The organism is Methylobacterium fujisawaense (assembly GCF_039619325.1).
Taxonomy (GTDB): domain Bacteria; phylum Pseudomonadota; class Alphaproteobacteria; order Rhizobiales; family Beijerinckiaceae; genus Methylobacterium; species Methylobacterium fujisawaense.
In genome coordinates, this window is sequence record NZ_CP155000.1 from 5,052,554 (window position 1) to 5,077,134 (window position 24,581).

Annotated in this window: 22 protein-coding genes; 15 read left to right on the forward strand and 7 right to left on the reverse strand. The window is 69.4% G+C overall.

All coding sequences use genetic code 11. The features are described from left to right. Window positions 1-20 precede the first annotated feature (20 nt). Entirely contained in the window at window positions 21-467 is a 447-nt protein-coding gene (locus tag ABC766_RS23975; RefSeq protein WP_043378533.1) for a nuclear transport factor 2 family protein, read from the forward strand. Between the two features lie 144 nt (window positions 468-611). Here the strand turns inward: ABC766_RS23975 and tpiA are convergent, their stop codons facing one another. After that, a complete protein-coding gene (gene tpiA, locus ABC766_RS23980; RefSeq protein WP_043348827.1) occupies window positions 612-1,373 on the reverse strand; it encodes a triose-phosphate isomerase in 762 nt (253 codons plus the stop codon). Between the two features lie 187 nt (window positions 1,374-1,560). On the opposite strand from tpiA, the gene ABC766_RS23985 reads away from it, so the two are divergent. From ABC766_RS23985 to ABC766_RS24015, 7 genes are all read left to right on the forward strand, one after another. Next, window positions 1,561-3,462 (forward strand): peptidylprolyl isomerase, encoded by a 1,902-nt coding sequence (locus ABC766_RS23985; RefSeq protein ID WP_345819693.1) that lies wholly within the window; start codon window positions 1,561-1,563, stop codon window positions 3,460-3,462. 3 nt (window positions 3,463-3,465) lie between these two features. Continuing rightward, the gene (gene trpE / locus ABC766_RS23990) at window positions 3,466-4,989 is read left to right on the forward strand and encodes an anthranilate synthase component I (protein WP_345819694.1); all 1,524 of its coding nucleotides are present in this window, start codon (window positions 3,466-3,468) and stop codon (window positions 4,987-4,989) included. Window positions 4,990-5,099: 110 nt separating this feature from the next. Further along, entirely contained in the window at window positions 5,100-5,714 is a 615-nt protein-coding gene (locus tag ABC766_RS23995) for an aminodeoxychorismate/anthranilate synthase component II (RefSeq protein ID WP_345822831.1), read from the forward strand. A gap of 35 nt (window positions 5,715-5,749) precedes the next feature. Then, the gene (trpD, locus tag ABC766_RS24000; protein WP_345819695.1) at window positions 5,750-6,787 is read left to right on the forward strand and encodes an anthranilate phosphoribosyltransferase; all 1,038 of its coding nucleotides are present in this window, start codon (window positions 5,750-5,752) and stop codon (window positions 6,785-6,787) included. After that, on the forward strand, window positions 6,784-7,671 hold the full coding sequence (gene trpC, locus ABC766_RS24005) for an indole-3-glycerol phosphate synthase TrpC (RefSeq protein ID WP_345819696.1): 888 nt from the start codon (window positions 6,784-6,786) through the stop codon (window positions 7,669-7,671). The genes trpD and trpC overlap by 4 nt, the downstream gene beginning before the upstream one ends. A 3-nt stretch (window positions 7,672-7,674) precedes the next feature. Continuing rightward, a complete protein-coding gene (gene moaC / locus ABC766_RS24010) occupies window positions 7,675-8,166 on the forward strand; it encodes a cyclic pyranopterin monophosphate synthase MoaC (RefSeq protein ID WP_345819697.1) in 492 nt (163 codons plus the stop codon). Then, window positions 8,163-9,392 (forward strand): molybdopterin-binding protein, encoded by a 1,230-nt coding sequence (locus tag ABC766_RS24015; protein ID WP_345819698.1) that lies wholly within the window; start codon window positions 8,163-8,165, stop codon window positions 9,390-9,392. The genes moaC and ABC766_RS24015 overlap by 4 nt, the downstream gene beginning before the upstream one ends. A 3-nt stretch (window positions 9,393-9,395) precedes the next feature. Here the strand turns inward: ABC766_RS24015 and ABC766_RS24020 are convergent, their stop codons facing one another. Beyond that, complete coding sequence (locus ABC766_RS24020; RefSeq protein ID WP_345819699.1) at window positions 9,396-11,183, reverse strand: hypothetical protein; 1,788 nt, start codon at window positions 11,181-11,183, stop codon at window positions 9,396-9,398. A gap of 191 nt (window positions 11,184-11,374) precedes the next feature. Between ABC766_RS24020 and ABC766_RS24025 the strand changes: the two genes are divergently transcribed. From ABC766_RS24025 to ABC766_RS24035, 3 genes are all read left to right on the forward strand, one after another. Beyond that, entirely contained in the window at window positions 11,375-12,877 is a 1,503-nt protein-coding gene (locus ABC766_RS24025; protein ID WP_345819700.1) for an NAD(P)/FAD-dependent oxidoreductase, read from the forward strand. 114 nt (window positions 12,878-12,991) lie between these two features. After that, on the forward strand, window positions 12,992-14,275 hold the full coding sequence (locus tag ABC766_RS24030; RefSeq protein ID WP_345819701.1) for a PQQ-dependent sugar dehydrogenase: 1,284 nt from the start codon (window positions 12,992-12,994) through the stop codon (window positions 14,273-14,275). 223 nt (window positions 14,276-14,498) lie between these two features. Further along, window positions 14,499-14,816 carry a c-type cytochrome gene (locus ABC766_RS24035; protein ID WP_043351655.1) on the forward strand — a complete coding sequence of 106 codons (318 nt, stop codon included), beginning with the start codon at window positions 14,499-14,501 and terminating at the stop codon, window positions 14,814-14,816. A gap of 158 nt (window positions 14,817-14,974) precedes the next feature. On the opposite strand, the gene lepA is transcribed toward ABC766_RS24035, so the two are convergent. The 3 genes from lepA to ABC766_RS24050 form a co-directional block, all read right to left on the reverse strand. Beyond that, window positions 14,975-16,777: a translation elongation factor 4 gene (gene lepA, locus ABC766_RS24040; RefSeq protein WP_043351666.1), complete on the reverse strand. Its 1,803-nt coding sequence runs from the start codon at window positions 16,775-16,777 to the stop codon at window positions 14,975-14,977. Between the two features lie 373 nt (window positions 16,778-17,150). Further along, window positions 17,151-17,387, reverse strand: coding sequence for a hypothetical protein (locus ABC766_RS24045; protein WP_236952957.1), 237 nt, complete (start codon window positions 17,385-17,387; stop codon window positions 17,151-17,153). 25 nt (window positions 17,388-17,412) lie between these two features. Further along, window positions 17,413-18,198 (reverse strand): HugZ family protein, encoded by a 786-nt coding sequence (locus tag ABC766_RS24050; RefSeq protein WP_345819702.1) that lies wholly within the window; start codon window positions 18,196-18,198, stop codon window positions 17,413-17,415. A gap of 304 nt (window positions 18,199-18,502) precedes the next feature. On the opposite strand from ABC766_RS24050, the gene ABC766_RS24055 reads away from it, so the two are divergent. The 4 genes from ABC766_RS24055 to ABC766_RS24070 all read left to right on the forward strand — a co-directional run bounded on the left by ABC766_RS24055 (window position 18,503) and on the right by ABC766_RS24070 (window position 22,056). Then, window positions 18,503-19,213: a response regulator transcription factor gene (locus ABC766_RS24055; RefSeq protein WP_043378508.1), complete on the forward strand. Its 711-nt coding sequence runs from the start codon at window positions 18,503-18,505 to the stop codon at window positions 19,211-19,213. 71 nt (window positions 19,214-19,284) lie between these two features. Next, a complete protein-coding gene (locus ABC766_RS24060) occupies window positions 19,285-21,039 on the forward strand; it encodes a sensor histidine kinase (protein ID WP_345822832.1) in 1,755 nt (584 codons plus the stop codon). Continuing rightward, window positions 21,039-21,479 carry an HPr kinase/phosphorylase gene (locus tag ABC766_RS24065; RefSeq protein WP_182591691.1) on the forward strand — a complete coding sequence of 147 codons (441 nt, stop codon included), beginning with the start codon at window positions 21,039-21,041 and terminating at the stop codon, window positions 21,477-21,479. The genes ABC766_RS24060 and ABC766_RS24065 overlap by 1 nt, the downstream gene beginning before the upstream one ends. 175 nt (window positions 21,480-21,654) lie before the next feature. After that, on the forward strand, window positions 21,655-22,056 hold the full coding sequence (locus tag ABC766_RS24070; protein WP_043351658.1) for a PTS sugar transporter subunit IIA: 402 nt from the start codon (window positions 21,655-21,657) through the stop codon (window positions 22,054-22,056). Window positions 22,057-22,065: 9 nt separating this feature from the next. On the opposite strand, the gene ABC766_RS24075 is transcribed toward ABC766_RS24070, so the two are convergent. Together ABC766_RS24075 and hslU are read right to left on the reverse strand one after the other, a co-directional pair. After that, complete coding sequence (locus tag ABC766_RS24075; RefSeq protein WP_274927035.1) at window positions 22,066-22,953, reverse strand: EamA family transporter; 888 nt, start codon at window positions 22,951-22,953, stop codon at window positions 22,066-22,068. Window positions 22,954-23,167: 214 nt separating this feature from the next. Further along, window positions 23,168-24,481 (reverse strand): ATP-dependent protease ATPase subunit HslU, encoded by a 1,314-nt coding sequence (hslU, locus tag ABC766_RS24080; RefSeq protein ID WP_043351661.1) that lies wholly within the window; start codon window positions 24,479-24,481, stop codon window positions 23,168-23,170. Window positions 24,482-24,581: the final 100 nt, after the last annotated feature.

Genomic DNA, 24,581 nt, shown 5'->3' on the forward strand with positions numbered 1-24,581 from the left:
CCCCGTCCGGGAGGCCAACCATGTCCGTGTCACGCCGGGTGGCGCTCGTTGCCGCCATCGCCGCGCCCGTTCTGATCCGCGCCGTCCCCGGCACGGCCGCCGGGCCCGACGCCGCCGCCGTGGAGCAGGCCGTCGACGCTCTGACCCAAGCCCTGCTGGCCGCGGACGGGCCGGCCCTCGACGCCCTGGTCCTCGACGGTCTGAGCTACGGACATTCCAGCGGTCAGGTGCAGGACAAGACGGCGTTCGTCGAAACGCTCACCAGCAAGCGCTCGGCCTTCCCGAGCATCACTCTTTCGGACCGCTCCGTCTCGGTGGTCGGCGACGACGCCGTCGCCCGCCATGTCTTCACGGGCGAGGTCGTCTCGGGCGGCAAGACGGCGCCGGTGCATATCGGCGTGATGCAGGTCTGGCACCGGGATCAGGGCCGCTGGCGGCTGCTCGCGCGTCAGGCCTTCAAGATCTGACAGCGCCTCCGTGCGATCGCCGCTCCGCCCGCGCCGGCGGAGCAGTCCGGTGCCGCCCCACTCAGGCCCTGCAAAGACTGAAGTCTCTTTGCAACGCGTGACGACGGCAAGCGCCGCGAGCGCATCGAACCGTCTGAGGCGCGCTCAGGCGTAGGCGGCGCAGATCCCCAGGAAATCCGCGGCCACGAGACTCGCGCCGCCCACCAGGGCGCCGTCGACGTTGTCCACCGACAGAAGTTCGCGGGCATTTCCGGGCTTCACCGAGCCGCCATAGAGGATGCGGATCTTGTGCGCCTCGTCGCCCACGAGCTTGTCGAGCATCTCGCGCAGGGATGCGTGGACTTCAGCGATGTCGCGCGGCGTCGGTGTCCGGCCCGAGCCGATCGCCCAGACCGGCTCGTAGGCGATCACCGTATCGGCCGCCGTGGCGCCCTTCGGCAGGCCGATGGCGAGCTGCGCGCGGACGATGTCGAGGGCGCGGCCCTGCTCGCGCTCCTCGATGGTCTCGCCGACGCAGATGATGCCGCACAAGCCGGCACGCCGGGCACCCAGCGCCTTGGCGTGGACGCCGTCATCGGTCTCGTGGTGGTAGGCCCGACGCTCGGAATGACCGACGATCACGTATTGCGCGCCGAGATCGGCGAGCATCTCGGCCGAGATCGAGCCGGTGAAGGCGCCGCTGGGGCGGGCATGGAGGTTCTGGCCGCCGATGGCGATGGGCGAGCCGGCGGCCGCCGCCACGCAGGAGCCGATCAGCGTCGCGGGCGGGCAGATCAGCACGTCGATGCGGGCCGCGAGGTCGGGCGAGAGCCCGTCGCGAATCGCTTCGACCACCTGGATGGATGCCCGGGTCCCGTTCATCTTCCAGTTGCCGGCGACAAGCGGCCTGCGCCCCGATTGCGTCATTCCTGCCCTCGCTCCGCCGCGGCGTTTCCCGAAGTTGCCGGGGCCTACCAGAGGGAGCTTGAGCGCGCAAACACGTCGAAGCGCCCGAGTCTTTGCCTGTGGACGCGAATGGTCTATCGCGGTCGGCTCTCAGGAACAGCGCCGGCCCGGCGACGGGACGGCTGCCGAAGGTACTCGATCACAGACCATGCTTCAGGGCATCCGCAACGCCAGCCAGCACTGGCTCGGCAAGATCGTCTTGACGATCATCTTCACGCTGCTGATTGCCGGCGTCGGGATCTTCGGCGTCGAGGAGTTCTTCCGCGGCGGCGCGAGCAACAAGGTGGCGACCGTTGGCAGCACGCCGATCACCGCCGAGCAGGTGCGCCAAGCCTATCAGAACCAGCTGCAGCGCTATCAGACGCAGTTGAAGCGTCCCCTCACGCCCGATCAGGCGCGGATGCTCGGCCTCGACCGGCAGGTCATGTCCCAGCTGATCACCGAGGCCGCCCTCGATCAGAAGACCCACGATCTCGGCCTCGTCGTGCCGGATTCCGCGGTGATCAAGGCGATCCACGAGGAGAAGAGCTTCCAGAACGCGCAGGGCCAGTTCGAGCCTCAGCTCTTCTACCAGACCCTGCAGCGGGCGGGCCTGAACGAGGGCACGTTCGTGCGCGAGCAGCGCTCCGTGATCGCCCGTCTGCAACTCGCCGAGGCGGTGTCGTCGGACCTGCATGTGCCGGTCGCCATGCGGGAGGCGGTCCACCGCTACACCACCGAGCGCCGTGCCGCCGCCTACCTGATGCTGACGCCCTCGGTCGCCGGGCAGATCCCCGAGCCGACCGACGACGAATTGAAGACCTGGTACGAGGCCAACAAGTCCGGTTTCCGGGCGCCGGAATTCCGCGCGGTCAACCTCCTCGTGGTCGAACCCGAGGCGATGGCGAAGCCGGACGCGATCACCGAGGCCGACGCCCGCGCCGCCTACGCGCTCAACAAGGATCGTTACGGCGCGCCCGAGAAACGCACCATCCAGCAGATCGTCTTCCCCGACCCGGCCGCCGCCGAGGCGGCCCGCAAGGCGATCACCGACGGCGCCAAGACGTTCGAGGCGGTGGCGACGGAGCGCGGCACCGACGACAAGGACCTGACCCTCGGCACGCTGACGAAGAGCGAGCTGTTCGACAAGGCGGTGGCCGACGCGGCCTTCGCGCTGCCGGAGGGCGGTGTCAGCCAGCCCGTCCAGGGCCGCTTCGGCACGGTGTTGCTGCGTGTCACCAAGATCGAGCCCGGGACGGTGAAGCCCTTCGAGGCCGTGGAGGGTGAGATCCGCAAGGGCCTCGCCCTGGCCCGCGCCCGCGACGCGATGGAGACCACCCGCGACGCGATCGAGGATCAGCGGGCCGGTGCAAAGCCCCTCACCGACATCGCGGCGGAGCGCGGCCTCAAGATCGTCAGCGTCAAGGCCGTGGACGTGAACGGCAAGGGACCGGACGGGCAACGGGTCGCCGACATCCCCGATCCGGACACCACTGTGCCGGCCCTGTTCCGCGCCGAGATCGGCGGCGACAACGAGCCTCTGCGCACCAAGACCGGCGGCTACGTCTGGTACGACGTCACCGGAATCGATGCCGCCCACGACAAGCCCCTCGATGAGGTCAAGGACGGCGTGAAGGCCGGCTGGACCGCGACCGAGATCGCCAAGCGCCTTCAGGCCAAGGGCCGCGAGCTGGTCGAGAAGATCAACAAGGGCGAGACCATGGAGGCCGCAGCGCAGGAGGTCGGCGTCAACCTGCAGGAGGCGCAGGATCTCGCACGCAATCAAGCCAAGGACATGCTCAAGCCGGATGACGTGAACCTGATCTTCGCGACACCGGTCGGCAAGGCCGGTACGGCGGCGGCCGGAGATTCGCGCGCGGTGTTCAAGGTCACGGCGGCGACGGTTCCGGCCTTCGTGGCCGACAGCCCCAGCGACAAGCAGATCACGCAGAGCTTCCAGGCCGCCCTCGCCGACGACGTCCTGTCTCAGTACATCAGCGAGGTTCAGAAGAACGCGGGCGTCAAGGTCGATCCGGCGGCCCTGCGCCGCGCCATCGGCGGCGAGTATTGAGGCATGGCCGAAGCGCCCGATTATGCGGCCTTCGCGGCGCGCTACGAGGCCAGGCAGCCGAGCCTCGTCGCGGTCAGCCTCGTCGCGGATCTGGAAACGCCGGTCGCGGCGTTCCTCAAGCTGCGCGCCGGCCATTCCGGTCCGGCCTTCCTCCTCGAATCGGTCGAGGGTGGTGCCGTGCGCGGCCGATACTCCATGATCGGCCTCGACCCGGACCTGATCTGGCGCTGCCGGGATGGCGCGCCCGCGATCGCGCGCGGTGCCGACCTCACCCGGTTTGAGCCGGATGACCGGGCACCGCTGGCGAGCCTGCGGGCGCTGATCGCCGAGAGCGCCATCGGCGAAGAAGTCGACGGCCAGGATCTGCCGCCGATGGCGGCCGGTCTATTCGGCTATCTCGGCTACGACATGGTCCGCGCCATGGAGCGGCTGCCGGAGCGGAACCCGGATCCCCTCGGCGTGCCGGACGCCATCCTGATGCGTCCGCGGGTCATGGTGGTTTTCGATTCCATCCGCGACCTGATCACCGTCGTGTCGCCGGTGAGGCCCACGGCCGGGACGACGGCCCGGGCCGCCTATGAGGATGCGCTTCAGCGTCTCGACCGGGTCGCCGCCGCCCTGGAAGGTCCGTTGCCGATCGAGGCGCGGGTGGACCTGACGGCGGTCGCCCATCCCGAGCCGGTCTCCAACACGTCGCCGGACGCGTTCGCCGCCATGGTGGCGCGCGCCAAGGAGTACATCGTCGCGGGCGACGTGTTCCAGGTGGTGCTGTCCCAGCGCTTCTCGGCGCCGTTCACCCTGCCGGCCTTCAGCCTGTACCGCTCCCTCCGGCGCACGAATCCGGCGCCGTTCCTGTGCTATCTCGATTTCGAGACGTTCCAGATCGTCTGCTCGTCGCCGGAGATCCTCGTCCGGGTGCGCGAGGGGACCGTCACGGTTCGCCCGATCGCCGGAACCCGCCGCCGCGGCGCAACCCCGGCCGAGGATGCCGCGCTCGCCGAGGAACTCCTTGCCGATCCGAAGGAGCGGGCCGAGCACCTCATGCTGCTCGATCTCGGCCGCAACGATGCCGGCCGGGTCTCGCGGATCGGCAGCGTCCGGGTAACCGACTCGTTCTTCATCGAGCGCTACAGCCAGGTCATGCACATCGTGTCGAATGTCGAGGGCGACCTCGATCCACGCCACGATCCCCTCGACGCGCTGGCGGCGGGCTTCCCGGCCGGGACGGTCTCGGGGGCGCCGAAGGTGCGGGCCATGGAAATCATCGATGAGCTGGAGCGCGAGAAGCGCGGGCCGTATGCGGGCTGCATCGGCTATTTCGGCGCCCGGGGCGAGATGGACACCTGCATCGTCCTGCGCACCGCGGTGGTGAAGGATGGTCAGATGCACGTCCAGGCCGGGGCAGGGATCGTGTACGACTCGGATCCAGCCTCCGAGCAGCAGGAATGCGTCAACAAGGCCAAGGCGCTGTTCCGCGCCGCCGAGGAGGCGGTGCGGTTCGCCGCGCAGGCGAAACGGGGACAGTAGGCGGGGCCGCGAACCGGTTCCGCGCCCGACCCGATTGCCGAACGACGGGGATGGTTGACCGCGCCGATGCGAGCGGTCACATCGCCTGCATGCCCGAGCGTGCCGCCGCGATGCCCAACGTCCTCGTCATCGACAACTACGATTCCTTCACCTGGAATCTCGTGCACCTGATCGGTCCGCTCTGCGGGACCGTCGATGTCGTGCGCAACGACGCGCTCACGATTCCGGACATCCGCGCCAGGGCGCCGGACGCGATCGTGCTGTCGCCCGGGCCATGCACGCCCACGGAGGCGGGTATCTGCCTCGACGTGGTCCGTGATCTGTCCGCGGAGATCCCGATTTTCGGCGTGTGCCTGGGTCTCCAGGCCATCGGACAAGCGTTCGGCGGCGATGTCGTGCGGGCGCCCCTGCCGCTCCACGGCAAGGTATCGACGATCCGGCACGGCGCCCGCGGCCTGTTCCGCGGCCTGAACGACAGCTTCGAGGCGACCCGCTACCACTCCCTCGTGGTCGATCGTGCGACCTGCCCGGCCGCGTTGCGGGTCACCGCGGAGGCGGACGGCCTGATCATGGGGCTCGAGCATGCCGAGCGTCCGCTCCATGGCGTCCAGTTCCATCCCGAGAGCATCCGGTCGCAGCACGGCACGGAGATCGTGAAGAACTTCCTCGATCTTGCCACGGCCTGGAATACGGCGCGTGACAGGACGCGTGCCGACGTGCATTGACGCCGGGAGGCCGGGGCGGCCCTCCGTCAGAAGCCATGGATCGTTTCAGACCCCATCTCGCGAAGGTCGCCGGGGGCCTCGCCCTCGACCGTGCCGAGGCCCGTGCCGCCTTCGACGACCTGTTGTCGGGCGAGGTGACGCCGGTCCAGGCCGGCGCCTTCCTCACCGCCCTCAAGGTGCGCGGCGAGACCGTCGACGAGATCGTCGGCGCCGCCGAGGCCATGCGGCAACGCATGACGCGTGTCGCGGCGCCGGCGAACGCTATCGACGTCGTCGGCACCGGCGGCGACCATTCCGGCAGCGTCAACGTCTCGACGCTGGCTGCCATCGTGGTGGCCGCTTGCGGCGTGCCGGTGGCCAAGCACGGGAATCGCGCCGCGACCTCACGGTCGGGCGCGGCCGACGTGCTCGCGGCTTTGGGCGTCCGTCTGGGCCTCGATCCGGCCGGGCAGGTGCGCTGCCTCGACGAGGCCGGCCTTTGCTTCCTGTTCGCCCAGGCCCATCACCCGGCGATGCGACACGTGGCGGCGGTTCGCTCCGAACTGCCTGTCCGGACGATCTTCAATCTGCTGGGCCCGCTCAGCAACCCGGCCGGCGTCGGCTATCAGCTCTTCGGCGTCGCCCAGGAGGCGCTGGCCGAGCCGCTGACGCGCGTCCTTTCGGAACTCGGCAGCCGCCGGGTCTGGACCGTCCACGGGTCCGACGGGCTCGACGAGATCACCGTCACGGGTCCGACGCGGGTGGTGGCCCTCGATCACGGCAGGCTGTCTCGCTTCACCATCGACCCGCGGGAATTCGGGCTGGCGCTGCGCGCCCCCGAGGAACTGCGCGGCGGCGATCCGGCCGACAATGCCCGGGCGCTCGAGGCCGTCCTGGCCGGCGCCCGCAACGCCTACCGGGATATCGCGGTTCTCAATGCGGGGGCTGCCCTCGTCGTCGCGGGTGCCGCGCAGGCCCTGGCGGACGGCGTCGCGCGGGCGCAGGATGCCGTCGATTCCGGGGCGGCCCGGGCGACGCTCGCCCGCCTTGTCCGGGCTTCGAACGACCACTCCAACGGGGAGGAGGGCCGATGAGCTCGCTGACGCACGACGCGACCCAGCAGACCGGCGCCGAGACGCCGCCCGAGCGGCCGAACGTCCTCGCGCGGATCGAGGCCTACAAGCGCCGCGAGATCGCCGAAGCGAAGCTGCGCGTGCCGCTCGCCAAGCTGGAACGGCGGGTCGCGCAGGCGGAGCCGGTGCGCGGTTTCGCGGCGGCGATCCGCGCCCACCTCGCCGAGGACCGCCCGGCGCTCATCGCCGAGGTGAAGAAGGCCTCGCCTTCCAAGGGCCTGATCCGCGCCGATTTCGATCCGGCTACCCTGGCCGCCGCCTACGAGGCCGGCGGCGCGACCTGCCTGTCGGTGCTCACCGACGAGCCCTCGTTCCAGGGCCGGCCCGAATACCTGACGGCGGCGCGCGAAGCCTGCGGGCTTCCGGTGCTGCGCAAGGACTTCCTGTTCGAGCCCTATCAGGTCTACGAAGCGCGGGCCTGGGGCGCCGACTGCATTCTGGTCATCATGGCCTGCCTCGACGACGACGAGGCCGTGGCCCTGGTGGAGACGGCGAAGCTCCTCGGCATGGATGTCCTGGTCGAGGTGCATGACGCGGCCGAGCTGACCCGGGCGATCCCCCTCGGTACGGCCCTGATCGGCATCAACAACCGCAATCTCAAGACCTTCGAGGTGTCGTTCGAGACCGCGATCGGGCTCGCGCCGGGCATACCGGCCGATCGCATCGCCGTGGCCGAGAGCGGGATCGGCGACCATGCCGACGTGGTGCGTCTCCGGGACAACGGCCTCGGCGTGGTGCTGGTCGGCGAGAGCCTGATGCGGCAGCCGGACGTCGCGAAGGCGGCCCGTACCCTGCTGTTCGGCGATGCGGAGACCAAGGGCGGCAAGCCGCGGAAGAAGGCTTAAGCGATGGAGCCGGACTCGACGCTGACCCATCTCGACACCAGCGGCGCGGCCAACATGGTCGACGTCACCGACAAGCCCGCCACCGACCGGACCGCCCGGGCGGAAGGCCAGATCGTGATGAGGCCCGAGACCCTGGCGCTGATCCGCGAGGGCGACGCCAAGAAGGGGGACGTGATCGGCACGGCGCGACTCGCCGGCATCATGGCGGCCAAGCGCACCCACGAGCTGATCCCCCTCTGTCACCCGCTGCTGTTGTCGAAGGTCCGGGTCGAGTGCGAGCCCGACGCGGCGCTGCCGGGCCTGCGCATCGCCGCGGAAGTCCGGGTGCAGGGTCCGACGGGTGTCGAGATGGAGGCCCTGACCGCGGTCTCGGTGGCCTGCCTGACGGTCTACGACATGGTGAAAGCGGTCGATCGCGGCATGCGGATCGAGGGCATACGGCTCATCGCAAAGGACGGCGGTCGCTCGGGCGCGTATCGGGCCCCGCAGGAATGAGCGACCTGATCCCGGTCGCCGAGGCGCTGGCGCGCGTTCTCGCGAGCGTCGCCGGTCCGGTCGAACCCGAAACCGTGCCGCTGGCGCAGGCTGCCGGCCGGACGCTCGCCGCGGATGTCGGCGCCTCCCGCACACAGCCGCCGTTCCCGGCCTCGGCCATGGACGGCTACGCCGTGCGCAGCGCCGACGCCTCAAAGGTGGGGGCATCCCTGCGGATGATCGGCACCAGTGCGGCCGGACACGGCTTCTCGGGACGCATCGGCGCAGGCGAGACGGTGCGGATCTTCACCGGCGCGCCGGTTCCGGAGGGTGCGGATGCGATCCTGATCCAGGAGAATGCGGCCGCGGAGGATGGGACGGTGCGCGTCCTCGAGCCGGTCGAACCGATGCGGTTCATCCGTCGGGCGGGCCTCGATTTCACCGCGGGCGAAACCCTGATCCCGGCCGGCATGAGCCTCGACGCCCGGCGCTTGGCGCTGGCCGCGGCGGCTGGCCATCCGCGCCTCTCCGTGCGGCGGAGGCCGCGGGTTGCGATTCTCGCCACCGGTGATGAGTTGGTGGAGCCCGGGGCGACGCCCGGCTGGGACCAGATCGTCGCTTCGAACAGCCTCGCGCTCGCGGCCCTCGCGGCGGAGGCGGGAGCCGACATCATCGATCTCGGCATCGCGGCCGACGACCACGCCGCCCTGGCGGATGCGTTCCGTCGGGCCCGCGAGGCGCGGGCCGACCTGCTCGTGACCCTCGGGGGCGCCTCCGTCGGTGACCACGATCTGGTTCAGAGCGCGCTCGCCAAGGAGGGACTGGAACTCGGGTTCTGGCGGGTCGCCCTCCGTCCGGGCAAGCCGCTGATGCACGGCCGCCTCGGCGACATGCTGGTGATCGGATTGCCGGGCAATCCGGTCTCGTCGATCGTCTGCGGGCTGCTGTTCGTGGTTCCGGCCATCCGTGCGCTCCAGGGGGATCCGCAGGCAGGCGCCGACCGCAGCGAGCCGGCGAGGCTCGGCCGCGACCTTTCGGCGAATGACGGCCGCGCCGACTACATGCGCGCGAGCCTCACCGTGGAACCTGGCCAGCTGCCCATCGCGACCGCCGAGCAGCGTCAGGATTCCTCCATGCTGGGCGTACTCGGACGCTCGGAGGCCCTGCTGATCCGCGCGCCGCACGCGCCGGCGGCGACCGCCGGCGATCTTTGCCGGATCATCCGTCTCGATCGTCGCCTGTTCTGACGCTCAGGGCATCACGCGCCACGCCTTGAGTGGGCCGGGCAGGTCCAGCGGCATCAGGCGGGCGCTCCGGACCCTGCCCTGGGCGAGTCGCGTGGCGAAAGCCGTCTCGGCCTGAAGATCGTCGGCCGGCCGGGCCGGGCAGGCGACGAGGTATTGAACGCCGAACTTCGTCAGCACCCGGTCGAGGTCGGCCTCGGTACCGCCCAGCCCTTCGATTGCTGCCGTGAGTCCGGGAATCGCCCGATGATAGGGCGCGGCCACGATCTTATGCGGTGTCCGCAACAGGATCGACGGTCCCAGGACGATCGGCGCCAGCACGGTGCCCTCCGGCAGGGCCGCGAGGGGGCGCACGGCGGTATCGCTGAGGCAGGCTGTGACCTCGGCCGCATCCGGCGCGGTGCGCAGGTCCGGCGCCAACGCTCCGAACAGGAGCGCCGGGATCATCCAGAGGCAACTGATCATTCCGGCGCCGAGGAGCGCGATCTGCCAGCGTGGGCCATCGGCAGGCGGGCCTGCGGCGCGCGCCAGCGCCCGATCGAGGATGATGCCCGCCACCAGCGGCACGAACCCGGAGGCGATGTAGAGGCCGCGGAACTGAATGATGCCGAGGATCAGCCCGGGCCACAGGAATAGCGCCATCACCGACCAAGCCCGACGCTCCGGCCCGCGCCAGGCCATCCCGGTTGCGGTGAAGGTCGCGAGGATCACGACGGGATAGAAGACCAGCGCCTCCCACTGGCCGCGCGCCACGAATTTCGTCAGTGGCGCCATCTCGTTGACGGTCAGCAGCCAATGGATCCGCACGAGAGGCGGCATGTCCGGGAAGGGGCCGCCGAGGCAGGCCGGGAAGGCGGCGACGAACCCGACCAGAAGGACGCATCCGGCCAAGCCTGCGAGGGCGAGCCGGGCGCGGATCGTCGCGAGGCGCTCTCCCGCGACGGCGACTCCGGTGGCGAAGACGAGGCCGCCCACGGTCAGCCAGAGCCACGGTGGCGAGAGCGCGTCGCAATGCGAGACACCCCAGAGGGAAGGCGCTGTCTGCACGGCGAACAATGCGGGCGCGGCGGCCCCGAGCCCGAGGCCAAAACCCGCCAGCGGGGGACGGGCGGGCGCTCCGCGCAGGCACCAGTCGCCCGTGAGATACAGGGCGGCCAGCGCCACGAAGGGCAGCCCCTCAAGCCCGATCGCCAGGGAGACGGCGGCCAGAATCCCACCGATCACCCCCCGCTTCAGATCGCCGCCGATCATGCAGAAGGCGAGGCCGAGGATCGCGATGATCTGCAGATTGTGATGATCGACCCGGCCTGCCTGGAACTGGATCGTGACACCGAAGGTCTGCGTCGCCGCCACCAGGGCCAGGAGCGCGGCCCGGCTTCCGAAGCTGTGCCGGACGCTGCGATACAGAACCCAGCCGTAGAGCCCGAACAGCACCATGGGCCAGAAGGCGGCTGTGAGGCCTTCCGCCAGCGCGTGACCTGTCAGGGGCGTGAGTCCCAGGATCATCGCCGCGATGGGTGCGTCCACGAGGCGCGACCAGTGGCTGGGCGTGCCGGCCGGGGCCAGGAACCGGTACTGGACGTTGTCGAACCAGCCCTGTCCGGCCAGCAGGTCGCGGACTTCCACGAGGCGCATGGCGTCGTCGGTATCCGGAACCCGCAGGTGCCGGATCGTCTCCCACACCGCGTGAGGCGCGTTCATCGTCGCGATGCAGAGGGCGGCGAGTACCCACAGGAGCGTGCGGGTCTCGATCCGCCGGCGCGGTCGGGAGGGCAGGGGCGCCGGAGCCGGCATGGTTGGATCACCCGGGCGGGCGGTCGATGCCCTCGCCGTCATGCTGGCGCGGTTCGGCTTAACGCGCGGTCAAGGGACATCGGCCGCGCGTTCCCGCCGCCGCGCCAGCGATTCCTTAACCACGACCCGGCATCCTGCCGTCCGGTCGGCGTCCTGCGCGTCGCGCGCCGCACCAATCGCCGGAGCATGGGATGAGCCACCACACCGAGACGCTGGTGATCGGCGCGGGGCCCGCGGGTCTGACCGCCGCCTACCTGCTGTCGAAGAAGGGGCGCTCCGTCACCGTCCTGGAGCGGGATCCGGCGCAGGTCGGCGGGATCTCGCGGACCGTTTCCCACAACGGCTACCTGTTCGATATCGGCGGCCACCGCTTCTTCTCGAAGTCGCAGGCCGTGGTCGATCTCTGGGACGAGATCCTTCCCAACGACTTCATCGAGCGGCCGCGCCTGTCCCGGATCTACTATCGCGGCCGGTACTACGCCTACCCGCTCAAGGCCTTCGAGGCGCTCCGCAACCTCGGCGTCTTCACCAGTGCGGCCTGCGTCGCCTCCTACCTCTATGCCCGACTGCGGCCGGTCGAGGAGCCGAAGACCTTCCACGCCTGGGTGCGCAACCAGTTCGGCGAGCGCCTGTTCGCGATCTTCTTCAAGACCTACACCGAGAAGGTGTGGGGCATGTCCTGCGACGCGATCTCGGCCGACTGGGCGGCGCAGCGCATCAAGGGGCTCGACCTCGGCGCGGCGATCCGCGACGGCATCAAGCGCTCCCTGGGCCTGCGCAAGCGGACCCCGGCAGGCGGTCCCGTCATCAAGACGCTGATCGAGTCGTTCCGCTATCCGCGCCGGGGACCCGGCATGATGTGGGAGGCCGCCGCCGCCAAGATCGAGGCCCAGGGCGGCCACCTGCGCCTCGACCGCAGCGTCGATTCCCTCAGCTACGATGCCGGGACCGGCATCTGGACGGTGGCGGCCCGCCGCGCCGACGGCAGCCGCGAGACCTTCACGGCCCGCAACGTCATCTCGTCCGCGCCGGTCCGCGAGCTGGTCGACGCGATTCGCCCGCGGCCGCTCAGCACCTTCAACGCCCGGGCGCTGAAGTACCGCGATTTCCTGACGGTGGCGCTCATCGCCAAGTCCGACAAGAACTTCCCGGACAACTGGATCTACATCCACGACCCGTCGGTGAAGGTCGGCCGGGTGCAGAACTTCCGCTCCTGGTCCCCCGAGATGGTGCCGGACGCGGACCATACCTGCCTGGGCCTCGAATATTTCTGCTTCGAGGGCGACGGCCTCTGGAACGCCGACGATGCCGAGCTGGTGGAGCTCGCCAAGCGCGAGATCGGCCAGATCGGCCTGATCGACCCGGCCGACGTGGTCGATGCCTGCGTGGTCCGCCAGCCGAAGGCCTACCCGGTCTACGACGAGGAATATGCCGGCCACGTCGTCACCGTGCGGCGGGAGCTGGAGCGGGATTTCCCGACCCTGCACCTCGTCGGCCGCAACGGCATGCACAAGTACAACAACCAGGACCATGCGATGATGACCGCGATGCTGACCGTGGAGAACATCCTCTGCGGCCGGCGCCGGCACGACGTCTGGCGGGTCAACGAGGACGCCGAGTACACGGAGGCCGGCGTGTCGGGGGGCGAGGCGGCGCTGGGCAGCGAGCGTCTCGTGCCGCGCAAGGTCGCCTGACGCGCAACAGCACCGGGCCCGCGTCACCGAAGCGGCTTGCCGGTCTCTCCCGCGCCCCTATCGTTCCCTTCCGGTAATGCCCTGAACCGAGGGCCGCCGGGAGGATTTGTTTCGATGCGATCTCTGCTTCTCGCCGCGCTCGTCGCGGGCGTGGCCATGCCGGCGGCGGTTCTGCCCGCCCTGGCGCAGGGCGCCGCCCCTGCCGAGACCAAGGCCAAGACCGACGATCTGGAGAAGCTCGAGGGCTTCCACAGCACGGACACGCAGGCCGCCGCCGAAATCCCGCAGACCGGCCGGCGCGCCGACGCGATCCGCAAGAACCTGTCGAAGATCAAGCTGCCGGACGGCTTCAAGATCGATCTCTATGCCGTGGTGCCGGATGCCCGCGCCATCGCGGTCGGCCCGAATGCCGGGGTGCTGTTCGTCGGCACGCGCAAGAGCAAGATCTTCACGGTCACCGATCGCGACAAGGACCGGGTCGCCGACGAGGTCCGGCCCTTCGCGCCGGGCATCGCGTTCAAGATCCCCAACGGCGTCTGCTTCTCGAAGGACGGCGTGCTCACCGTGGTGGAGCAGAACCGCGTCCTGGCCTTCCCGGCCGCCGAGTTCTTCTACGAGAATCCGGACGTCGCTGCCGGCGTGCTGATCAAGCAGGGCGCGCTGATCCCGGCCTCCGAGGAGAGCTTCAACCACACCGCCCGGGTCTGCCGGGTCGGGCCGGATGGCAAGACCTACATCGCGCTGGGCCAGCCCTACAACGTGCCGCCGCCCGAGAAGATGGATCTCTACAAGAAGACCGGCATCGGCGGCATCATCCGCATCGATGCCGACGGCAAGAACCGCGAGGTCTACGCCACCGGCATCCGCAATTCGGTGGGGATGGACTTCAACACCGATAAGTCCCTCTGGTTCACCGACAACCAAGTGGACGGCATGGGCGACGACAAGCCGCCGGGCGAGCTGAACCGCGCCACCAAGGCCGGCGAGAATTTCGGGTTCCCGTGGTTCGGCGGCGGTGCGGTCCGCACGGTGGAGTACAAGGACCAGACCCCGCCGGCCGACGCCGTCGCGCCGCAGGCCGAGCTGCCCCCGCACGCGGCCGATCTCGGCATGACCTTCTACAACGGCAAGCAGTTCCCGGCCTCCTACAAGGGCGGGATCTTCATCGCCGAGCACGGGTCCTGGAACCGCACCGAGCCGGTGGGCGCCCGGGTGATGTTCGCCAAGCTCGGCGCCGACGGGAAGGTGGAATCGGTGAAGCCCTTCGCCGAGGGCTGGCTCACCGGCGACGGCGAGTATCTCGGCCGCCCGGTGGACGTGGCGGTGATGCTCGACGGCTCGCTGCTGGTCTCGGACGATTCCGCCGGGGCGATCTATCGGATCTCCTACGAGAAGTAGTGTCTTGTGACCGGGCGCCCCTCACCGGGAGGGACGCCCCGTCGCGAACGGGCGCGACGCACTCCCTCTCCCGTCCGGGAGAGGGTCGGAATGAGGGGTGCGCCGTCTCCGGAAAGATCCGATCCCTCACCCTGTCCCTCTCCCGCACGGGAGAGGGGACCCGCGCCCCGTCCGGAAGCGCGGGTGCCAGTCTCCACCGGTCCGAGAGTTCGAGCCCGCCCCGATGATCCGCTTGCTTCTCCTCCTTGCCGCCACGCTCGTCCCGCTCTCGGCCGAGGCCGGCGACGCTGCTGCGGGCAAGAAGCGCGCGACCGCCTGCCAGACCTGCCACGGGATGGACGGGCTCTCGAAGCTGCCGGAGGCGCCGAACCTCGCGGGTCAGGTCGAGCCCTACCTCGTGAAGGCGCTCACCGAGTACCGCGACGGCAAGCGGCAGAACGAGATCATGAACGTGGTCGCGAAGGAGCTGTCGGACGCGGATATCGCCAATCTGGCGGCGTATTATGCGGGGATCCAGATCGACGTGCTGCCGCCGGGGTAGACGCTTGTTTTGCGCCCCGCATCGTCGCTGCGCTCGCAACGACGGAAAAGGCCGGTTCCCATTTCAGAACCGGCCATCACGTTCGAACGCAAAAGCAAGATCGGCTCTCGCGTCTTCTTCGTGACAGATGACGGAAAGCGCCTCACCAACGCGGCGCCTCAATCGTCCATCTTCAGCGCCGCGATGAACGCTTCCTGCGGGATCTCGACGCGCCCGAACTGGCGCATCTTCTTCTTGCCTTCCTTCTGCTTGTCCAGAAGCTTGCGCTTGCGCGAGATGTCGCCGCCGTAGCACTTGGCGGTGACGTCCTTGGACAGAGCCTTGATCGTCTCGCGGGCGATGATCTTGCCACCGATCGCCGCCTGGACGGGGATCTGGAACAGGTGGCGGGGAATCAGGTCCTTCAGCTTCTCGCACATGGCCCGGCCGCGCGATTCGGCGCGGGTGCGGTGGACCAGCATCGACAGGGCGTCAACCGGCTCGGCATTCACCAGGATCGACATCTTCACGAGGTCGCCCTCGCGGTAATCCGAGACGTGGTAATCGAAGGAGGCGTAGCCCTTCGAGATCGACTTCAGCCGGTCGTAGAAATCGAACACCACTTCGTTCAGCGGCAGGTCGTAGACCACCATTGCGCGCTTGCCGACGTAGTTGAGGTCGATCTGGACGCCCCGGCGGTCCTGGCAGAGCTTCAGAACGCCGCCGAGATACTCGTCGGGCGTAAGGATCGTGGCGCGGATCCAGGGCTCCTCGATCGATTCGATCTTCATGATGTCCGGCATGTCGGCCGGGTTGTGCAGCTCCTTCACCTCCCCGTCGCGCATCTTCAGGCGGTAGACCACCGAGGGCGCGGTCGAGATCAGGTCGAGGTTGAACTCGCGCTCAAGCCGCTCCTGGATGATCTCCAGGTGCAGGAGGCCGAGGAAGCCGCAGCGGAAGCCGAAGCCGAGGGCGGCCGAAGACTCCATCTCGTAGGAGAAGGAGGCGTCGTTGAGCCGCAGCCGGCCCATGGCCGAGCGGAGATTCTCGAACTCGGCCGCGTCCACGGGGAACAGGCCGCAGAACACCACCGCCTGGACTTCCTTGAAGCCCGGCAGCATCTCGGTGGTCTGGCGCTTGTCCTCGGTGATGGTGTCGCCGACGCGGGTGTCGGCCACCTCCTTGATCGAGCCGGTGAAGAAGCCGACCTCGCCCGGGCCGAGGGCGTCGATATCGGCCATCTTCGGCCGGAACACGCCGATCCGGTCGACGCCGTACACGGCGTCGGCGCCCATCATGCGGATGGTCATGCCCTTCTTGAGGGTGCCGTCGATGATCCGCACCAGCACCACGACGCCGAGATAGGCGTCGTACCAGCTGTCCACGAGGAGCGCCTTCAGCGGCGCGTCGCTCTTGCCCTTCGGCGGCGGCAGGCGGGTTACGATCGCCTCCAGCACCGCCTCGATGTTCAGCCCGGTCTTGGCCGAGATCGGCACCGCGTCGGAGGCATCGAGGCCGATCACCTCCTCGATCTGCTCCTTCACCCGGTCCGGCTCGGCCGCCGGCAGGTCGACCTTGTTGAGGACGGGCACAATCTCGTGGTTGGCGTCGAGCGCCTGATAGACGTTGGCGAGGGTCTGCGCCTCCACGCCCTGCGAGGCGTCGACCACCAGGAGGGACCCCTCGCAGGCGGCGAGCGAGCGCGACACCTCGTAGGCGAAGTCCACGTGGCCGGGCGTGTCCATCAGGTTCAGGACGTAATCCTTGCCGTCCTGCGCCTTGTATTCCAGGCGCACGGTCTGCGCCTTGATGGTGATGCCGCGCTCCTTCTCGATATCCATCGAGTCGAGCATCTGCTCGCTCATGTCGCGGAGCGCGACGGTGCCGGTGGCCTGGATCAGCCGGTCGGCCAAGGTCGATTTGCCGTGGTCGATATGTGCGACGATCGAGAAATTGCGGATGGATTCGATCGGGGCTGTCATCGGCATTCCGTTCGGGCGCACGCCGGCGCGCACCCTCTGACGTCGGGACGTATTCGAAAAGATCGGCTCCCGCGCGAGATAGCAGCGCCGCGGGAAGGCGCCAAGCGCGGCCTAAGCGCCTGAGGACCGGCGCCGTCGCGATGAGGGTCCCGTCCCGTCATTCCGGGCGGGCGCAGAAGGGCCCGAATACCGGAACCGTACCGGCTGGCGCCGTCGGATCCCGCCGGGTGTCCCGGTCGCGGGCTGCGCGTCGCGGTCCCGGGATGACGGAGGGCATGGACCCGATCGTCCGATCCACGGACAAACGACGGGGGCCGGAACGTGCCGGCCCCCGGGTGAACGACGGGACTGTCGCCGACGATCGTCCGTCCGATCAGCGACCGCGGTCGCGGATCAGGCGCTCGATCTCGGCCTCGCCATGGGAGCGCGCCTTGGCCTCGGTCGGATGTTTCCGGTCCGAGCGCTGGTGCAGCTTGCCGTGCTTGCGGATGCTCCACTGGAACAGGGAGCCGCTCTCGCCGACCGGCTCCACATCGAGGCTGAAGGGGTAGGTATCAGTCTGGGTATCGCTCATCGCCCCGATATGGGGCACGCAGCGACTTTTCGCCATGCCTGATCGTGAAGTCCTTGCGCGTTCACGCGTCCGCACCGGTCGCGCGCGCCCGCGCGGCCATGGCAACGAGGCTTTTGCGCAGCGCACCCATGTCGGTGACGCGCTCCGGATAGGGGGCCCGGACGGTGCGATCGCCCGCCATCAGGTCCATGCCCTCGGGGTCGAGGCCGGTGAGCCGCCAGGGCAGCCCGGCCTCGCCGCCCGCGCCCGCGGCGTAGAGCGCCAGCGCGTCCGCATGGTCGGCGTTCATATGCTCCACGGCGCCGCGCTCGCCGGCCACGATCGGCTGCGCGTCCGAGAGATCGAGGAGGAGCTGGTCCCGGGTCAGCGTCGCGGCCTTGGCGAAGCCGCCGTTGAGATGGCCGGCATCCGGCGCGAGGGCGAAGAAGCCGAAATCGGGGAAATCGGCGTAGAGCTTGGCCTTCGGGTGGCGGGCCAGGAACCGCTCGCGCGCCCGCGCCTCAGGTGTCTGGACGGCGCGGCCGACCACCGTCAGCCGGGGATGGGCGAGGGGATCGCCCTTGCCGCCCTGCGCGAACAGCAGCGAGCAGCGCGGCTCGGCGAGCAGGTTGCGGGTATGGGCCGACAGCCGCGACAGCAGCATCAGCGGCGTGCCGTCCGCGTCGGTGGCGATGGTGACGAGGGACGCGAAGGGCGTGCCGTCCGGATCCAGGGTCGCGAGGGCACCCGAACGGATGCTGCGCAGGAGCATCCGCGACAGGCCGATCGCGTCGAACGGCGCCGCCTCGGCGGGCAGCGGACGGGCCGGTCCGCCGGGACCCGGACCCGTGTCCATCGTCTCGCCCATCCGCGATTCCTCCCCGATCCGAATTGCCGCCGCATTCCGCCGCCATGTTAGCGATCTGCCGCTGCGCGCGCGAGGCGTCCGAACCGCGTCAGATGGGCCCCGGCGTGCCGCTGTTACGGCCAAGCTATGACCGCCGCTCGCTTTTTCCGATCGGTCGTACTAAAGCACCTGTCCCTTTGCGTGTGCCGGGCTGCGCCGAAACTGCCCGGTTCGCGTTTTCGTCTGCCCCTCGTGGGCCGGGATGCGGCGCGGCCTGTGCGTAGAGCCGGGACCGCGCCTGAGCCCGTTCAGTCAGGGACCGCGCATGCCGACCATCGCCCTCGTCGACGACGACCGGAACATCCTCACCTCTGTGTCGATCGCGCTGGAGACCGAAGGTTACCGCATCCAGACCTACACGGACGGCGCTTCCGCCCTGGACGGTCTGCGCCATTCGCCGCCCGATCTCGCGATCTTCGACATCAAGATGCCGCGCATGGACGGGATGGAGCTTCTCCGACGCCTGCGGCAGAAATCCGACCTTCCCGTGATCTTTCTGACCTCGAAGGACGAGGAGATCGACGAGCTGTTCGGCCTCAAGATGGGCGCGGACGACTTCATCCATAAACCGTTCTCGCAGCGGCTCCTCGTGGAGCGGGTCAAGGCGGTGCTCCGGCGCTTCGCCAAGGAGGCCCCCGGCAGCGCGCCCCGGGGCGAGGCCGAGGTGGCGGCCCGGTCGCTGGAGCGCGGCGCGCTGATGATGGATCCCGAGCGCCACACCTGCACGTGGAAGGGCGAGCCGGTGACCCTGACGGTCACGGAGTTCCTGATTCTCCAGGCGCTCGCGCAGCGCCCCGGCGTGGTGAAGAGCCGCAACGCCCTGATGGACGCGGCCTACGACGATCAGGTCTATGTCGATGACCGGACCATCGACAGCCACATCAAGCGGCTGCGCAAGAAGTTCAAGGTCACCGACCAGAGCTTCGATATGATCGAGACGCTCTACGGCGTCGGCTACCGCTTCAAGGAGGCGTGATCTCCAGGATCCGCCCCGTGACCGCCCGCACCACCCAGCCCCAGACCGAGGATGCCCCGCCCCGCGCCTCCCTGGCCCAGATTCTGGCCCGACCGCTCGGCCTGCCCCGCGCCGTGTGGGACGCGATCGGTCAGCGCGCCTCGTCGAGCCTGACGCGCCGCATCGTCGTCCTCAACCTCGTCGGGCTGATCGCGCTGCTCGTCGGGTTCCTCTACCTGAACCAGTTCCGCCAGGGCCTGATCCAGGCCCGGATCCAGAGCCTCGCCATCCAGGGCGAGATCATCGCGGGGGCGATCGCCGCCTCGGCGTCGGTGGACACCGACACGATCCGCATCGATCCCGACAAGCTGCTCCAGCAGCAGGCCGGCGAGGCGGCGGAGGAGGAATCGCAGCCGCTCGCCTTCTCGCTCAACCCCGAGAAAGTGGCGCCGCTCCTGTCGCGCCTCGTGACGCCGACGGGCAACCGCGCCCGGGTCTACGATCAGGAGGGCGGCCTCCTGTTCGACACCCGCACCCTGTTCAAGCGCGGCGACGCCAGCCGGCCCGATCCGCTGGAGCCCAAGCCCCACAAGCCCGGGATGCTCGAATCCGCCTTCGAGACGATCCAGGCGAAGCTCGGCGGCCTGTTCCGCAGCCGGACCGAGACCGCCGAGGAGACCGGGCCGGTGAACGGCCACTCCCTCCGGGAAGTCCAAGCGGCGCTCGGCGGCAACCGCGGCAGCCTCGTGCGCCGCAACAAGCTCGGCGAGACCACCGTGTCGGTGGCGGTGCCGATCCACCGGGCCGGCTCGGTCCGCGGCGCCCTGCTGATCTCGACCCAGGGCGATGCCATCGACCGGGTCATCGCCTCGGAGCGGTTCGGCCTGCTCCAGGTCTTCCTCGTCGCCTCGGCGGTGATGGTGGTGCTGTCGTTCCTGCTGGCCGGCGCCATCGCGGGGCCGGTGCGCCGCCTCGCCGAGGCCGCCGAGAAGGTCCGGATGGGCATCAAGACCCGCGAGGAGATCCCCGATTTCACCGAGCGGACCGACGAGATCGGCCATCTGTCCGGCGCCCTGCGCGACATGACCCAGGCGCTCTACCGGCGGATCGACGCCATCGAGAGCTTCGCGGCCGATGTCAGCCACGAGCTGAAGAACCCGCTCACGTCGCTGCGCAGCGCGGTGGAAACCCTGCCGCTCGCCAAGACCGACGAATCCCGCGGCCGCCTGATGGCGATCATCCAGCACGACGTGAAGCGCCTCGACCGGCTGATCAGCGACATCGCGGACGCCTCGCGGCTCGATGCGGAACTCGCGCGCGCCGAAGCCCGGCGCGTGGATCTCCGGCGGCTTCTCACCACCGTCGTCTCCGTGGCCAACGAGCGGCGGCGCCCGAAGGACTGCCTGATCCAGCTCGACGTCGAATCGATCGGATCGGAGCAGGATGCGCCGTTCACGATCATCGGCCACGACAGCCGGCTCGGCCAGGTGGTCAACAACCTCCTCGACAACGCCCGTTCGTTCTCGCCGAGCGACGCGAAGGTCCGGGTGGTGCTGCGCCGGGTGCGCGGTGAGGTGGAGATGATCTGCGAGGACGAGGGTCCGGGCATCCCGGAGCATGCCCTGGAGCGGATCTTCGAGCGCTTCTACACCGACCGGCCCGAGCAGGGCTTCGGCCAGAATTCAGGGCTCGGCCTGTCGATCTCCCGCCAGATCGTCCAGGCCCATCGCGGCACGATCCGCGCCGAGAACCGGCCCGGCGCCCCGGATGAGGATGGCGAGCCCACCGTGCGCGGCGCCCGCTTCGTGGTCCGCCTGCCGGCGGCCCCGCGGCAACTCCACGCCTGATGCTCACCCTTCACGGCGCTTGTATCGCGCTGTGCGAGACCGGGATCCTGATTCGCGGCCCGTCGGGCGCCGGCAAATCCAGTCTCGCGCTCCTGCTCGCCGACGCGGCCGACGGGGCCTTCGTGGCCGACGACCGCGTCGTCTGTACGGTGCGCGAAGGGCGACTCGTGGCCTGTCCCCATCCGAGCCTCGCCGGACAGGTCGAGATCCGGGGGCAGGGGATCCTGCCCGTGGCCGAGCTCGGCATCCCATTCCGCCCGGAGGTGGTTCTGGACCTCGCCGTCGATCTCGTGGAGACGGCACCGCGCCTGCCGGAGCCCCCCGAGGCGGCGGCGCTCCTCGGCCTGACCCTGCCGCGCCTCGTTCTCGACCGGGGCGTGCGCGCCGCCGGCCTCGCGCCGCTGCTCATCCGTGCGGCACTGCGAAAGCATCGGCCGTGACTTCGCAGCCGCACAGGCGGTTCGATTCGCCTAAGACTGGTATACCCCCATGGCGCAGCCGCTGCGGCCGTGGCATGATCGCGGAAATGTCCGGGCAAAAAAGTCGCGTTCGCCTTGTGGGGGGCTGTGCGATGCACAACATGGCGGCATTCACAGGACGTTGGAACACGTGTCGATGATTGGCATGGTGCTCGTAACTCACGGGCTACTGGCGACCGAGTTCAAGGCCGCTCTGGAGCACGTGGTCGGCCCGCAGGATCAGATCGAGACGATCACGATCGGGCCGGAAGACGATATGGAATTGCGACGGCGGGACATCATGTCCGCGGTCTGTCGGGTGAATACCGGTGAGGGCGTGGTCGTGCTCACCGACATGTTCGGCGGCACGCCGTCGAACCTCGCCCTGTCCTGCATGAACGGCGGATCGGTGGAGGTCGTGGCGGGCATCAACCTGCCGATGCTCATCAAGCTGGCCAGCGTCCGCGACGAGGAGAAGCTCGGCGACGCCGTGCTTCACGCCCAGGAAGCGGGCCGCAAATACATCAACGTCGCCTCGCGGGTTCTGGCGGGGAAGTAGTCTTCACGATCAGGCTTCCAGTACGGCCGCGGTCGGGGTCGTCCGCCGCGTGCTCACGGTGATTCCCACGGAGGCCGCGATCACCAATCCGATCGCCAGCCATTGGATGGGACTGATTCGCTCCCCCAGGAGAACGAGGCCGGCGCAGGCCGCCACGGCGGGTTCCAGGCTCATCAGGACGCCGAAGCTCTTCCGGTCGAGCCGGCGCAGGGCGAACATCTCCAGGGAATAGGGCAGGGCACTCGACATCACTGCCACGCCAAGGCCTGCGGCCAGGATGCCGGGGGTGAGCAGGGCCGGTCCGGCCTCCGACAGGCCGAAGGGCGCCACCACGATGGCCGCCGTGAACATGCCGAGGGACACGGCCTGGCCGCCGTCGATCCGCCCCGCGCGCTGTCCGAACAGGATGTAGAGCGCCCAGCACACGGCCGCGCCGAGATCGAGCAGGATGCCGATCGGATCGAGTCCGTCCTGACCGGAGATCGGCAGGAGCAGCGCGAGTCCGGTGACCGCCACGCCGATCCACAGGAAATCCGACCGGCGGCGCGACGCGATCAGAGCGACGGCCAGCGGCCCGACGAACTCGATGGCCACGGCCGGTCCGAGGGGCAGCCGTGCCAGGGCGAGATAGAACAGGAGGTTCATCAGCCCGAGAGCCGTCCCGTAGAGGGCGATCCAGCCGGCCTCGCGCGCCGTGAGGCTGCGCCGCCACGGCCGCCAGACGGCAACGAGGATCAGGGCCGAGAAGCCGACCCGCAGGGCGGACGTCCCGGATACACCGACCGCCGGAAACAGGTTCTTGGCGAAGGTCGCGCCGCTCTGGAGGGAGACCATGCCGGTCACCAGCGCGGCGACCGAAAGCATCGTGTCGCCGAGGCCGAATCTCATGCGTGACACGCGTCGACATCCCCCAGCACCGCGCCCCGGCGCGGGCCTAGCAGACGCGGCGGCCGCCAAGGGCCGCGCCGGGCCGCATGGCTCACGCCACCCTCAATCATGACTGGAGGTTCCGGGACCGCGTCGCGAAGCCCGGGCTCGCCTCTGGCGCTCCGGCGTGGCGCTCCGGAATGACGGCGTGGCCGCAAACCGGAGCGCGGGTGACGTCCAGGCCCTAGAGGATGAACCGGCTCAGATCGGCGTTGGACGCCAGGTCCTGAACCCGCTCGCGCACATAGGCCGCGTCGATCGGCACCGTCTCGCCGGAGCGGTCTGTGGCGGTGAAGGAGATCTCGTCGATCACCCGTTCGAGAACCGTCTGAAGCCGGCGGGCACCGATGTTCTCCACCGAGGAATTCACCTCGACCGCGACCCGGGCGAGCGCGTCCACCGCGTCGTCCGTGAAGGACAGGGTCACGCCCTCCGTTTCCATCAGCGCGACCGTCTGCTTGATCAGGCTCGCCTCGGTGGCGGTGAGAATCTGCTTGAAGTCGTCCACCGTCAGCGGCTGCAACTCCACGCGGATCGGCAGGCGGCCCTGCAGCTCGGGCAGGAGGTCGGACGGCTTCGAGACGTGGAAGGCGCCCGAGGCGATGAACAGGACGTGGTCCGTCTTCACCGGGCCGTGCTTGGTGGCGACCGTGGTGCCTTCGATCAACGGCAGAAGGTCGCGCTGTACGCCCTCCCGGGACACGTCGCCGGAGGACCGGCCCTCGCGGGCGCAGATCTTGTCGATCTCGTCGAGGAACACGATGCCGTTGTTCTCGACCTCGCCGATCGCCTCGCGGACCAGCGCCTCGTCGTCGACGAGCTTATCGGATTCTTCGGCCATCAGGGGCGCATAGGCGTCCCGGACCAGGATCCGGCGCGGCTTGCCGCGCTGGCCGCCGAGTGCCTTGCCGAGCATGTCGCCGATGTTGATCGCGCCCATGGAGGCCCCCGGCACACCGGGAATCTCGAACATCGGCATGCCCGTGGGGGCGCCGGAGGTCAGCTCCAGCTCCACCTCCTTGTCGTCGAGCTCGCTGTTGCGGAGCTTGCGCCGGAAGCTGTCACGGGTGGCCTGGCTGGCGGTCGGCCCGACGAGGGCGTCGAGGAGGCGGTTCTCGGCCGCGGCTTCGGCCTTGGCCTTCACGCCCTCGCGCTTCACCTGCCGGGTCAGGCCGATCGCCACTTCGACGAGATCACGGATGATCTGCTCGACATCGCGGCCGACATAGCCGACCTCGGTGAACTTGGTGGCCTCGACCTTGAGGAACGGGGCGTTGGCGAGCCGGGCGAGGCGGCGGGCAATCTCGGTCTTTCCGCACCCCGTCGGCCCGATCATCAGGATGTTCTTGGGCGCGACCTCCTCGCGGAGCGGACCGATCAGCTGCTGGCGTCGCCAGCGATTGCGCAGCGCGATCGCCACGGCGCGCTTGGCGTCGTGTTGCCCGACGATGAAGCGATCGAGTTCGGACACGATCTCGCGCGGAGAGAACGTCGTCACCGCTGTGCCATCCCTGTTCCCGGCCCGAAATCGGCCCCGCGCCGGGAATGGGGTCCCACGCGGCCCCGCGCAAGGGGGCGCCGCGTGGGCCGATAGCCGC